This window comes from Franconibacter pulveris (assembly GCF_056780215.1).
Window position 1 is genome coordinate 3,307,581 of the sequence record NZ_CM165555.1, and the last position, 12,529, is coordinate 3,320,109.

At 56.9% G+C, this 12,529-nt stretch carries 13 protein-coding genes; 4 read left to right on the top strand and 9 right to left on the bottom strand.

Annotated features, from left to right (window positions below; translation table 11 throughout):
* Positions 1-25 precede the first annotated feature (25 nt).
* The 3 genes from yfcG (at position 26) to ACU4F7_RS15615 (ending at position 2,011) form a co-directional block, all read left to right on the top strand.
* A complete protein-coding gene (gene yfcG / locus ACU4F7_RS15605) occupies positions 26-655 on the top strand; it encodes a GSH-dependent disulfide bond oxidoreductase (RefSeq protein WP_481637296.1) in 630 nt (209 codons plus the stop codon).
* Positions 656-733: 78 nt separating this feature from the next.
* Positions 734-1,099, top strand: a complete 366-nt coding sequence (gene folX / locus ACU4F7_RS15610) for a dihydroneopterin triphosphate 2'-epimerase (protein ID WP_035888750.1) — start codon at positions 734-736, stop codon at positions 1,097-1,099.
* Positions 1,100-1,117: 18 nt separating this feature from the next.
* The gene (locus tag ACU4F7_RS15615; RefSeq protein WP_481637297.1) at positions 1,118-2,011 is read left to right on the top strand and encodes a TIGR01777 family oxidoreductase; all 894 of its coding nucleotides are present in this window, start codon (positions 1,118-1,120) and stop codon (positions 2,009-2,011) included.
* Positions 2,012-2,039: 28 nt separating this feature from the next.
* Here the strand turns inward: ACU4F7_RS15615 and ACU4F7_RS15620 are convergent, their stop codons facing one another.
* The 3 genes from ACU4F7_RS15620 to dalD all read right to left on the bottom strand — a co-directional run bounded on the left by ACU4F7_RS15620 (position 2,040) and on the right by dalD (position 6,265).
* Entirely contained in the window at positions 2,040-3,320 is a 1,281-nt protein-coding gene (locus ACU4F7_RS15620; RefSeq protein ID WP_029593455.1) for an MFS transporter, read from the bottom strand.
* Positions 3,321-3,389: 69 nt separating this feature from the next.
* Positions 3,390-4,859, bottom strand: coding sequence for a xylulokinase (xylB, locus tag ACU4F7_RS15625; RefSeq protein ID WP_481637298.1), 1,470 nt, complete (start codon positions 4,857-4,859; stop codon positions 3,390-3,392).
* A gap of 11 nt (positions 4,860-4,870) precedes the next feature.
* Positions 4,871-6,265 (bottom strand): D-arabinitol 4-dehydrogenase, encoded by a 1,395-nt coding sequence (gene dalD / locus ACU4F7_RS15630; RefSeq protein WP_481637299.1) that lies wholly within the window; start codon positions 6,263-6,265, stop codon positions 4,871-4,873.
* A 191-nt stretch (positions 6,266-6,456) separates the two neighbouring features.
* Here dalD and ACU4F7_RS15635 point away from each other — a divergent pair, with 191 nt between their 5' ends.
* Positions 6,457-7,404 carry a sugar-binding transcriptional regulator gene (locus ACU4F7_RS15635; RefSeq protein WP_029593458.1) on the top strand — a complete coding sequence of 316 codons (948 nt, stop codon included), beginning with the start codon at positions 6,457-6,459 and terminating at the stop codon, positions 7,402-7,404.
* A 34-nt stretch (positions 7,405-7,438) separates the two neighbouring features.
* Here the strand turns inward: ACU4F7_RS15635 and hisP are convergent, their stop codons facing one another.
* The 6 genes from hisP to ACU4F7_RS15665 form a co-directional block, all read right to left on the bottom strand.
* The gene (gene hisP, locus ACU4F7_RS15640; RefSeq protein ID WP_024556203.1) at positions 7,439-8,212 is read right to left on the bottom strand and encodes a histidine ABC transporter ATP-binding protein HisP; all 774 of its coding nucleotides are present in this window, start codon (positions 8,210-8,212) and stop codon (positions 7,439-7,441) included.
* 10 nt (positions 8,213-8,222) lie between these two features.
* Positions 8,223-8,942, bottom strand: a complete 720-nt coding sequence (locus ACU4F7_RS15645; protein ID WP_024556202.1) for an ABC transporter permease — start codon at positions 8,940-8,942, stop codon at positions 8,223-8,225.
* Positions 8,939-9,625: a histidine ABC transporter permease HisQ gene (locus ACU4F7_RS15650; RefSeq protein WP_029593459.1), complete on the bottom strand. Its 687-nt coding sequence runs from the start codon at positions 9,623-9,625 to the stop codon at positions 8,939-8,941. Before ACU4F7_RS15650 ends, ACU4F7_RS15645 begins: the two co-directional genes overlap by 4 nt.
* Before the next feature lie 115 nt (positions 9,626-9,740).
* A complete protein-coding gene (hisJ, locus tag ACU4F7_RS15655; protein WP_481637300.1) occupies positions 9,741-10,523 on the bottom strand; it encodes a histidine ABC transporter substrate-binding protein HisJ in 783 nt (260 codons plus the stop codon).
* Between the two features lie 280 nt (positions 10,524-10,803).
* Positions 10,804-11,586, bottom strand: coding sequence for a lysine/arginine/ornithine ABC transporter substrate-binding protein ArgT (gene argT, locus ACU4F7_RS15660; protein ID WP_024556199.1), 783 nt, complete (start codon positions 11,584-11,586; stop codon positions 10,804-10,806).
* Positions 11,587-11,882: 296 nt separating this feature from the next.
* A complete protein-coding gene (locus ACU4F7_RS15665) occupies positions 11,883-12,452 on the bottom strand; it encodes a UbiX family flavin prenyltransferase (protein WP_481637301.1) in 570 nt (189 codons plus the stop codon).
* Positions 12,453-12,529: the final 77 nt, after the last annotated feature.

The window sequence follows — 12,529 nt, forward strand, 5'->3', positions numbered from 1 at the left end:
TCATTACGTTCTGACGGGAGTTGTTATGATCGACCTGTACTATGCGCCCACCCCGAACGGTCACAAGGTGACGCTGTTTTTGGAGGAAGCGGAACTCGATTATCGCCTGCACCGCGTGGATATCAGCAAAGGGGAGCAGTTCAAACCCGAATTTCTCGCCATCTCGCCTAATAATAAAATTCCGGCCATTATCGACCATGACCCTGCCGACGGCGGCGGCCCGCTAAGCATTTTCGAATCCGGCGCCATTCTGCTCTATTTAGCAGAGAAAACCGGCAAGCTGCTGAGTACTGAACTGCGCGAGCGGCAGGCGACCCTGCAGTGGCTCTTCTGGCAGGTAGGCGGCTTCGGCCCGATGCTTGGGCAAAATCACCACTTTAATCATTTCGCGCCGCAACCGGTGCCCTACGCCATTGAACGGTATCAGGTAGAGACGCAGCGCCTGTATGGCGTGCTCAACAAACGGCTGGAGAAGACGCCCTGGCTCGGTGGCGACGGCTACAGCATTGCGGATATCGCCGCCTATCCGTGGGTCGTGTCTCACGAGCGCCAGCGCATCGATCTCAACATCTATCCGGCGGTGAATAACTGGTTTACCCGCATCCAGAACCGCCCGGCCACGGAGCGCGCCTGGAAACGCGCGGAAACCGTCTGACAATGGCGCGCCCGGCATGGGCGCGCTTCGCTTCCTCCTGTATGATAGGCGCCACTTAGCCCCACGGAGGAAACCGGCATGACACAGCAGCCAGACGCCATTATTCGCGTCAAAAACCTGCGCCTGCGCACTTTTATCGGTATCAAAGAAGAAGAGATAGCAAACCGACAGGATATCGTCGTCAACGTGACGATCCACTATCCGGCGGAGAAAGCGCGCGCCAGCGAAGATATCAACGACGCGCTGAACTACCGCACCATTACCAAGCAGATAATTCAGCATGTCGAGAGCAACCGCTTCTCCCTGCTGGAGAAATTAACCCAGGATGTGCTCAATATCGCGCGCGATCACGCCTGGGTCACCTATGCTGAAGTGGAGATAGATAAACTTCACGCGCTGCGTTACGCCGATTCCGTCTCAATGACCATGAGCTGGCGACGCTAAGCGCAACCGGGAGGTTGCATGAATATCCTGATAACTGGCGGCACTGGCCTGATTGGCCGTCACCTTGTGCCGCGCCTGCTGGAGCTGGGTCACCACGTCACCGTCGTCACTCGCGATCTCAACAAAGCCCGCACCACGTTCGACGCCCGCGTCAATCTGTGGAAAGGGCTTACCGATCATGAAAACCTCGACGAGTTTGACGCCGTCATTAACCTTGCGGGCGAGCCGATAGCCGACAAGCGCTGGACGGAGGCGCAAAAGCAGCGGCTATGTCAGAGCCGCTGGCAGACAACCCAGCGTCTGGTAGAGATGTTTCACGCTGGCGAAAACCCGCCAGAGGTGTTGATTTCCGGCTCCGCTACAGGATATTACGGCGATCTGGGCGAAGTGGTGGTGAATGAAGACGAACCGCCGCATAACGAATTCACCCATAAACTCTGCGCCCGCTGGGAGCAAATCGCCTGCGGGGCGCAGAGCGACAAAACCCGCGTCTGCCTGCTGCGCACCGGCGCGGTGCTGGCGCCGAAAGGCGGCATGCTTGGCAAACTGGTGCCGCTTTTTCGCGCCGGGCTCGGCGGGCCTATCGGCAGCGGCCGTCAGTATCTCGCCTGGATCCACGTTGATGACATGGTCAACGCCATCCTCTGGCTGTTGAACAACGACCTGCGCGGGCCGTTCAATATGGTCTCCCCTTACCCGGTTCGCAACGAGCAGTTCGCGCATGCGCTCGGCCACGTGCTGCACCGCCCCGCCTTTATGCGCGCGCCGGCAAGCGCCGTGCGCCTGATCATGGGCGAATCCGCCGTGCTGGTGCTGGGCGGCCAGCGCGCGCTGCCGAAGCGGCTTGAAGAGTCCGGCTTCGGCTTTCGCTGGTTTGACCTGGAAGAAGCGCTGCATGACGTGGTGCGGTGAAAAAAGGGCCACTTGCGTGGCCCGGCATTCAGATACGTTGTTCAGCGTAGGCGTCGGCGGCTTTCGCCGCTTTTGAGGCGCGTTTCGGCTGCGGAACGTTGATAATGAAAGTCAGCACGCCCGCAAAAACGTACAGCCCGGTATAGGCCCATACTACGCCTTCTATATCGAAGAAAGGCAAAATGAGCGATGCGATTGCGGGGGCGAGAAAGTTACTCATGCCAGCGGACAAGTTATAAATCGATACCGCAGCGCCCTTGTGATGCGGCTCAAGCGTCGGGAACACTGCCGTCATCGGCACAAAAGCGGCGACGAAAATCCCCAACATAACCGCCGGGATCAGCGCCATCGCGAAGTTGTGTCCCGCCCAGAGCGGCAGGTAGTAAAAGGTCAGGCTGGAGACCGCCATGCCCAGACAGCCAAACCAACGCACCTGACGGATCCAGCCGATATACTCACCGGTAATCCCCCATATAATGTTGGTAAAAATCGTTACGAAGAAGAACACTGCCCAGATTTGCAGCCATTCGGAAATGGTGAAGCCAAGACGGTCAACGAACAGCAGCGGCATAATGATGGCAAAACCGAAAAGCGACAGCGTGTTAATAATACGAATCAGGCAGGCGTAAAAAATGTCGCGGTTGGTAAACAGAATGGTCGCCGCCCGGCTCAATTCCGTCATTTTTTCTTTCACCGGCAAATTTACCCGCGAGCGGTCCACCGGCACGTTGCGCAGACTAATAAACGCGGTGATGCCGCCCAGCGCAACCCAACCAATGGCCATCCACAGCGTACCGGTTTCACCTATCATCGGAATGGTAAAACTTGGCAGATAGCTTCCCACCACGCCAATACCGACCGAGTACATCGCCCAGAACCAGCCCGTCGCCGCCGCCAGCTTCTCACGCGGCAGTACCTGTACCAGCATCATCATAAACGAGTAAATAAACAGCGGATAAGCCAGCCCGCGGATGCCATAAAACAGCAGCATTAAAGGATAGTTGCGCAGTCCTAAGCCGAGCGCCATAAACAACGTATGCATCACAATCCACAGCGCAAAGCCGATCAGCATCGCTTTTTGCGGGGTGATAAGCTCCGCGACGACGCCCGATGCCCAGGCCGCCAGCGCGGCGGCAAAGCCGTAAACGGCAAAAACCATTGCCGATTGCGCCGGGCTGAACCCGAGATCGGTAATGTGTTTGGATAAAAACGCCATCTCAAAGCCATCACCGCTCATGAAGATGGCAATAGCGATAAACCCCCACAGCAAATGTCTGGGCAGGCCAAACCAGTATTGTTGAGATTGCATAACACCGTCCTCTTAATTTGGGTACAGGTAGACCGGAAACGACGACGGTTTCCGGGCCGTTTGTCTTAATTAGTCGGGTAATAACTCGCGGGCCTGCTGCTGCTGTTGATAAAGCAGGCGGAACAGAGCCAGCCGCTGCGCAAGCCAGGGATAGCGCGCATCATCGGGTTCAAAGGCGTGTAAGACGGGCGGCTTGCGGCAGACCTTTTGCGCTTCGCCTCCTTTCGCCAGCCAGCCGAGCCGGGCCGCGCCAAGCGCGCCCGAGGAGCTTGCAGGATGCGTTACCACGCGCACCTGCAGCACATCGGCGATAAGTTGCGCCCAGAGCGGGCTGCGCGCCCCTCCGCCGGTCAGGCTGCAGCACGTAATGGTATCCCGGGCCGTTCCCAGCACCGCCATGCCATCAGCCAGGCCGAAGGTAACGCCTTCGATCACCGCGTACCCTAATAGCGCGCGACAGGTTTCATGTCGCAGGTTAAAGAAGCTGCCGGTGGCGTGGGGATCGTTATGCGGCGTCCGTTCGCCGCTCAGATAGGGCAGAAAGATAGGCGCCCGCCTTTTTTCCTCATCAGAAAGGCGCGCCACCTCCGCCATCAGTTGGCTTTCCGTAACGCCCAACAGATTACATATCCAACGCAGACAGCTTGCGGCGCTGAGCATAACGCTCATCTGGTGCCAGCGCGCCGGCAGAGCATGGCAAAACGCATGTACTCCGGATGTTGGGTCCGCCTGAAGCGCATCGTTGACGACAAAAATGACACCCGAGGTGCCAAGCGAGATCAGCGCATCGCCGGGGTTTATCGCCCCCACGCCCACCGCCGACGTGGCGTTATCGCCGCCGCCGCCCGCTATCACGACATCAGCGCTGAGTCCCCATTCCGTCGCGAGTGAAGCCCGCAACACGCCGCTCACCGCACTGCCCTCCACCAGGCGCGGCATTTGTTCACGACGCAGGTCAGTCGCCGCCAGCAGCGTTTCTGACCAGTCGCGTTTTGCTACATCAAGCCACAGCGTGCCTGCCGCATCGGAAGGATCGGAGACAAATTCGCCGCTCAGGCGCCAGCGTAAGTAATCTTTTGGCAGCAGGACCTTATCAACCTTTTGGAATAGTTCTGGCTCATGGCGCGCCACCCAGAGCAGCTTCGGGGCGGTAAACCCCGGCATGATCATGTTGCCGCTTATCGCCATCATCTCAGGGTGGCGCACGCGCAGGTCATCGCACTCCGGGGCGCTGCGCGTGTCATTCCATAAAATGCAGGGACGCAATACGTTTCCATTCTTATCCAGTAATACGGCTCCGTGCATCTGGCCCGAAAGTCCTATGGCGCGCACCGAAGACCAGGCCTGCGGCGCCTGCTGACGTAACGCTGCCACAACCTGGCAGGTCGCCTGCCACCAGGCGTGCGGATCCTGTTCCGCCCAGTGTGGATGCGGACGCTGTACCGTCAGCGTCGCATGCTGCGACGCCACGATTTCCCCCTGCTCATCCAGCAGCAAGGCTTTAAGCTCTGATGTGCCAATATCAATGCCGAGGTACATAGCGCCTCCCGTCAGGCTGTCAGCGGTTGCCCGGTGGTTTCTTCTACCCATTCCTCTAACCGAGCAACGGTACGTTTCATCAGCTCATGGAACGAGGGCTGATGCGCCAGCTCGCCGAACAGCGCTTCGTTGGCGGTAAACGTTTTTAAGGGATCGGGGCTTGCGAAAAGCGCGGCCATCAGCGCGGGCTGCATTACGCCATCCTGATATTCGTAAGGCAGTTGCCCCTGCGCCCAGCGCCGCAGGAACAGGAAGAAAAGCGCAGGCAACACCGCGCTGGCTCGCGGTTCGTGGCCTCGCGCATAGCAAGCGATAAGCGTAGGCGTCACCATGCCCGGAATTTTTGACAGCCCATCGGCGGCTACGCGTTGGTTGGTGTCTTTGATGTAGGGGTTGCTAAAACGGGCCAGCACCACGTCCCGGTATTGCGCTAAATCAAGCGTACCTGGTGTGAGAGAAGGAATGACATCCTGCGAAACATAGTCCCATGCCATTTGCCTTATGGCGGGCTCGCGAGTGCTTTCGTCAATATAAGAAAGCCCTGCCAGCGTTCCCGCCCAGGCGATGCAGCTATGCGTGGCGTTAAGGATGCGGATTTTCGCCTCTTCCCATGGCAGGACGGAATCGACGAGCTCAACGCCAGCTTTTTCCAGCGCCGGGCGCCCGGCGATAAAGTCATCTTCTATCACCCACTGGATAAACGATTCGCCCATGACAGGCGCACGGTCCGCCATGCCGGTCGCGGCTTTTACCCGCTCCGCTACATCGGCAGTGGGACGCGGCGTAATGCGGTCGACCATGGTATTGGGGGAGGTCGTCTGGCGACTCACCCACGCATAAAGCGCGGTTTCTTCTTTGGCTCTCAGGAAGGAAAGAAAGCCGTGGCGAAAACGTTCGCCATTGTGACGCAGGTTATCGCAATTCAACAGTGTGACGGGCGCGCCGCCTTCGGCCATACGCTGTTTAAGTATGCGGGTAAGCGCGCCATACAGAGTGCGGATTTCCCCTTTCAGGTCCGCCTGAATATCGGCCTGCTCACTATCGAGCTCGTGCTCCGGCGTAAGATAATAACCGCCTTCGGTAACGGTGAAGGCAATAACGCGGGTCTCTTCGCTGGCGCCCTGCTTCACCAACTCGCTAATTTCGCTATCCCACTTCAGTACTTTCCGTACAGAGGTGATTTTTTCGTAGCGACGGTCGCCTTGCGGGGACACGGTCTCCAGCATGTATTCGCCGTTTTGCGCCGCGAGCCGCTCCAGCAGGTCGCGCGCATCGTCACGCACATTGCCCAACGCGATAGTCCAGCTATCGTCGCCTTGTTCAATAAGCTTATGCAGATACCAGGCCTGATGCGCCCGATGAAAAGACCCTGCGCCAATATGCATCCAGACAGACTGAGCAGCCATACACCCTCCAATTTAAACATTTGCCATCTAATTGAGCATTTGCCCGTTTGTTATATGGTAGTTGCGACCCCGGAAACTATTCAGCGACAACCATCACAAAATGGTCATTTGCTCTCTAACCTGACAATTGCCCGGCTAACAAAACATAGCGTCAGGCCGTAAACTAGCGGCAGAAAAATTGAGGAACGGGCATGAACAAAGAAGAGAAAAAACAGGAGCTGGCGGCGCGCGCCGCATGGATGTATTACGTGGCGGGATTAACACAGCAGGAGATTGCTCAGTCGCTGGGGCTTTCTCGCCAGGTCGCCCAGAGGTTAGTGTCTGCCGCCCGCGAGCAAGGCATGGTGAGCGTTAAGATTGCGCATCCGGTTACCCATTGTCTTGCGCTGGCGCAGGCGCTGAGCGCAAAGTTCGGGCTGACGCTTTGCCGCGTGGTTCCTTCAGGCCAGCTTGATGATGACGCCGTACAGCAGATGCTGGCGGTAGAAGGCGCAGAAGTGATGTCGCAGTTTATTAGCGAAGACAAACCGCACACCTTCGGCATCGGTTCGGGTAAAACCTTGCGCGCCATTATCGATGCCCTGCCCTGGACAGACCGACCGCAGCATCACTGCGTTTCTATGATTGGCGCCATCGCGCGGGATGACTCAGGCACGCGCTACGATGTGCCGCTGAAAATGGCGGAAAAAATGCAGGGTAAATATTTCTTTATTCCCGCGCCGCTCTATGCCGACAGCCCTGACGATCGTGAAATGTGGTGCCGGCATCAGGTTTATCAGCGCGTCACTCAACGCGCATTAAACGCCAGCGTCATCTTCCTTGGCATCGGCGAGGTTTCGCCAGGCTGCCCGCTGAATGCGGAAGGATTTATTACCGATCAACAGGTCAGCGACCTGCAAAGCAAAGGCGCCGCGGGCGAAATGCTCGGCCATTTTTTCAACCAGCAAGGAGAGCGAATCTACAGTGAACTGGATGCGCTGTTGACCAGCGTGCCGCTTGAGGCGAACACCACGCGAAATATTATCGGCTTCGCGGGCGGCGAGCGTAAGTTTGCCGCCATTCGCGCGGCAGTGGCGGGGCGCTGGGTAAACGGGCTGGTGACGGATGAAGCCACGGCGAACCGGCTGCTGTCGCTGTGATAAAAGGCTGCCGGGCAAACCGGCAGCCTGCATATTACTTCAGCGACCCTTTCAAAAACTGTTGCAGGCGCTGGCTTTTCGGGTTGCCGAAGAGTTCGTCCGGCGCCCCCTCCTCTTCAATTTTTCCCTGATGCAGGAAGATAACGTGGGTGGAAACGTGGCGGGCAAACTCCATCTCGTGGGTTACCACTACCATCGTTTTCCCCTCTTCGGCGAGTTGCTGCATAATGCGCAACACTTCGCCCACCAGCTCCGGGTCGAGCGCGGAAGTGGGTTCGTCGAACAGCAGCACTTCAGGCTCCATCGCCAGCGCGCGGGCGATGGAAACGCGCTGCTGCTGGCCGCCTGAGAGGTGCACCGGGTATTTGCCCTGGGCACGCTCGTCAATACCCACTTTAGCGAGGTATTTCAGCGCGCGTTCGCGGGCTTCGTGCTTGCTTAAGCCCAGCACCTGGATCGGCGCTTCCATTACGTTCTCCAGCACCGTCATGTGGCTCCAGAGGTTAAAGTGCTGGAACACCATGGTCAGGCGGGTGCGCAGCAACCTAAGCTGATTTTTGTCCGCCACCTTAAGCTGGCCGTCTTTGTCGCGCACCAGCGTAATGTTCTGGTTATTCACGACAATAGAACCTTCGCTCGGCTTTTCAAGGAAGTTAATGCAGCGCAGGAATGTGCTTTTCCCGGAGCCGGAAGAGCCGATGATGCTGATAACATCCCCGGCGTTCGCTTTCAGCGAAACCCCTTTCAGCACTTCATGTTCGCCGTAGCGTTTGTGCAGATCGGTAACGTTTAATTTATTCTCAGACATGCGTGATCACTCAGTGCGACGAGGAAACGGGTTTAACGTGCCCCAGCCAGCGCTTTTCCGCCTTGCGGAAGAGGCTAATCAGAACATAAGAAATTATCAGGTAGAGCACCGCGGCAATGCCGAAGGCGGTGAACGGCTGATAGGTAGCGGAGTTGATGTCGCGGGCTATCTTCAGCAGGTCTGGCACCGTAGCGGTAAAGGCCAGCGCCGTAGAGTGCAGCATCAGGATCACTTCGTTGCTGTAAGCCGGCAGCGCGATGCGCAGCGCCGAAGGCAGAATAATGCAGCGATACATTTTCACGCGCGAAAAGCCGTAGGCGCGCGCCGCTTCAATTTCACCGTGCGGCACGGAACGAATAGCGCCGGCGAAAATCTCCGTGGTATAGGCGCAGGTGTTAAGCGTCAGCGCCAGCACCGTACAGTTCAGCCCGCTGCGAAAGAAGGCGTTGAGCAGTTCGGTGCCCTTCACCACCTCAAGCGTATACATGCCGGAGTAGAACACCAGCAGCTGAACATAAAGCGGCGTACCGCGGAACACATAGGTAAACAGCCAGATGGGGAACTGAATAAACTTATTGCTGGAGACGCGGCCAATCGCCAGAAACAGCGCCAGAATGCCGCCCATCACCACGGAAGCGATCAGCAGCCAGAGCGTGATGGCCACGCCGGTAAAGCGGTAACCGTCGGTCCACAGCAGGGATTTCCAGTATTCCTGAATAATCTCAATCACAGGTCTGCCCTCTTCACGCCCACGCTGTAGCGGCGCTCAAGCAGCAGCAGCACGCCGTTTGACACGGTAGTAAACACCAGATAGATAACCCCGCAGACAATCGCGAAGTAGAACGGCTGCCAGGTGCTTTTCCCGGCAAGCTGGGTCGCTTTGACCACATCTTCCAGCCCCAGCAGGGAAACCAGCGCCGTGGCTTTTAAAATCACCTGCCAGTTGTTGCCGATGCCCGGCAGCGCGTAACGCATCATGGCCGGAAACAGAATGCGGCGAAAGGTTTGCGAGCCCGTAAAGCCAAAAGCGGTCGCCGCCTCGATATGCCCTTTCGGCACCGCCATATAGGCGCCGCGGAACGTTTCGGTAAAGTACGCGCCGTAGATAAAGCCCAGCGTAATGATGCCAGCGACCATCGGGTCGATATCAAACTGATCCATTCCCATCGCGTCGGTAACGGTATTGAGGGCAATCTGCAGGCCATAGAAAATCAGCAGCATCAGCACCAGATCCGGCACGCCGCGAATAAGGGTGGTGTAACCTTCGAACACCAGCGCCAGCGGACGGTTGCGGGAAAGCTTCGCGCCCGCGCCGGCAAGGCCAATAATAACGGAAAGGATGACGGAGCTTATCGCCAGTTCAAGCGTGACGATGGCCCCCTGTAAAATCACTTCTGAAAACCCATACAACATGCTGCCAGTCCTGTCGTCAGTGCGGTCTTTGCGGGTAACGCGTTTCGCCTTGCCGCTGACGTTAAGAGAAAGGCCCGCAAGCCTTTCTCCTTAAACGTGCTGCTACAGGCGAACGTTAGTCACCGTATACGTTGAAATCGAAATACTGCTTCGCCAGCTTGTCGTAGGTGCCGTCGGCGCGCATTTGCGCAAACGCCTTGTTCAGCGCTTCGCGCAGCTCGTTATCTTCTTTACGCAGCCCCATGCCGGTGCCTACGCCGAACAGCTTCTCGTCTTTGATGGACGAGCCGCCGAACTGGTAATTTTTGCCGATGGGCTGCTTGAGGAAGCCTTCGCTGGCGGCCACCTCATCCTGGAACGCGGCGTCGATGCGGCCCGCCGTCAGGTCGGCGTAAATATTGTCCTGCCCTTGATAGGAGACAATCTCCACCCCTTTCGGCGCCCAGTGCACATTGCCGTATGTTTCCTGCGTGGTGCCCTGCAGCACGCCCACGCGTTTGCCTTTCAGCGCCTCAAGAGTGGGCTGAATGGGCGAGCCTTTAGTCACCACCAGGCGAGAATCGGCGGCGTAAAGCTTGTCGGTGAAGGCGATTTCCTGCTGGCGTTTCTCAGTAATGGAGAGCGAAGACATGATGGCGTCGATTTTTTTCGCTTTCAGCGAAGGGATGAGCGCATCAAGCGGGTTCTCCACAAAGGTGCACTGCGTCTGAATACGCTTGCAAAGCTCTTTCGCCAGATCGATATCAAACCCCACCAGTTCGCCCTGCGCGTTTTTGGATTCAAAAGGCGCGTAAGTGGGGTCGGTACCGATACGTAATTTTTGGGGGATCGCGGCGAAGGCCATGGAAACGCTGGAAAAAGCCAGCACCAGAGAAAGCGATAACAGCCGTTTTTTCATGTTAATCCTCAGTAAACGCGCAATGGACACTTTTTATAACCTAAAAGGTGCAGTTATCGTGCCATTTTTGTGCATTCTAAAGCAAAAAATTATCGGTGCGCATGCACTTTTTCCGCTCTCAAATGCTTAACTATGCAGTATCGCCCCATTCTGGTGCGCCAAATGCACCACGATGATGCAACTTTGCCGGGCGCGCACCAGAAAAAAGCACGCCTTTACAAGCGAAACGCCAGTTAATCTGACGGCCCGTGTTACCGGGCCGTCGCGTTACCGATGAGTATCAGTCGCCATAGACATTAAAGTTGAAGTATTTCTTCGCCATTTTGTCGTAGGTGCCATCTTTACGCAGCTCGGCGAAAGCTTTGTCGAATGCCGCTTTCAGCTCGGCGTCATCCTTGCGCAGGCCAATGCCGGTGCCGTCGCCGAAGTATTTCTTATCTTTCACCGACGGGCCGGCAAAATCGTACCCTTTACCGGCTGGCTGTTTCAGGAAGCCTTCGCTGGCGGCCACTTCATCCTGCAAAGCGGCATCCAGACGACCAGCCGTCAGGTCGGAATAGATCAGGTCCTGGTTCTGGTAAGCCACCACGTCGACGCCCGCGTTGCGCCATTTTTCATTGGCATACGCTTCCTGCGTGGAGCCCTGCAACACGCCCACGTGTTTGCCTTTCAGCGAGTCGATGGTTGGCTGAATGGGCGAGCCTTTCGCGGCAATCAGACGGGAATCGGCAGCGTAGAGCTTGTCGGAAAACGCGATTTCCTGCTGACGTTTTTCAGTGATGGAGAGTGAGGAAATAATGGCGTCGATTTTCTTCGCCTTCAGAGACGGGATCAGGGAGTCAAAGTCGCTGCCAACCCAGGTGCATTTCACCTGCATGCGCTTGCACATCTCGTTGCCAAGGTCGATATCAAAGCCGACAAAGTCGCCCTTCGCATCTTTTGAAGAGAACGGCGCATAAGTGGCATCCGTACCAATACGAACCGTCTGTGGGAGCGCTGCGAATACGCTCGACGCGCCAGTCAGGCCGAGCAGTAAAGACAGAGCGAGCACCTTCTTCTTCATACATTACCCTCAAGTTTGCTGATTTTATTATCTGTTGCGTTGTGTTGTTGTGTGTAACAGCTATCGTATTGCACTTCTCATGCCACTTTTCTGCGCCTGAAAATCGCGCCAAATAATGTTAATGGAAGGTTGCAACAACGTTATCTGAGGGAAAGATAGCACTCCCCGCTTCGGAATCTCAGCGGGAAAAGCAAAAAGGCGGGATTAATTTTGCAGGATATGATCGCTGTTACAGAATCGCCCCAAAATGAGGCGCGCCGCAAAGTATTGCACTTTGTTGGCGCGATTTACCGCGCTCAGGCGCCCTGCCAGCGGGCGAAAAGATCTGCCGGCAGCGTAATGTCAAACTGATCCAGCACCCGGTTAACGGTCTGGTTAATCACCTCGTCCAGGCTTTGCGGACGGTGATAAAACGCCGGCATTGGCGGCATAATCACTGCGCCCAGTTCTGCCGCCTGGGTCATCAACCGCAAGTGGCCCAGGTGCAGCGGCGTTTCACGCACGCCCAGCACCAGCGTCCTTCTCTCTTTCAGCACCACGTCCGCCGCGCGGGTGAGCAGCCCATCGGTATAGCTGTTAACAATGCCGGAAAGGGTTTTAATCGAACAAGGCAAAATAACCATGCCGTCGGTTTTAAACGAACCGGAAGAGATGCTGGCAGCGATATCCCGGGCGTCGTGCACCACATCCGCCAGCGCCTGCACTTCGCGCAGGGAAAAATTCGTTTCCAGCGACAGCGTCTGGCGCGCCGCCTGACTCATCACCAGATGGGTTTCAATTTCCGCCAGGTTCTGCAACACCTGCAACAGGCGCACGCCGTAAATCGCCCCGCTCGCCCCGGAAATGCCCACTATGAGTCGTTTCATACTATCGCCCCTGCTTTTATGGTGGGCTGACTTTGCCGCAAGACGCCGCGAGATGCAAATCTGTCGCCCCTGAAAAA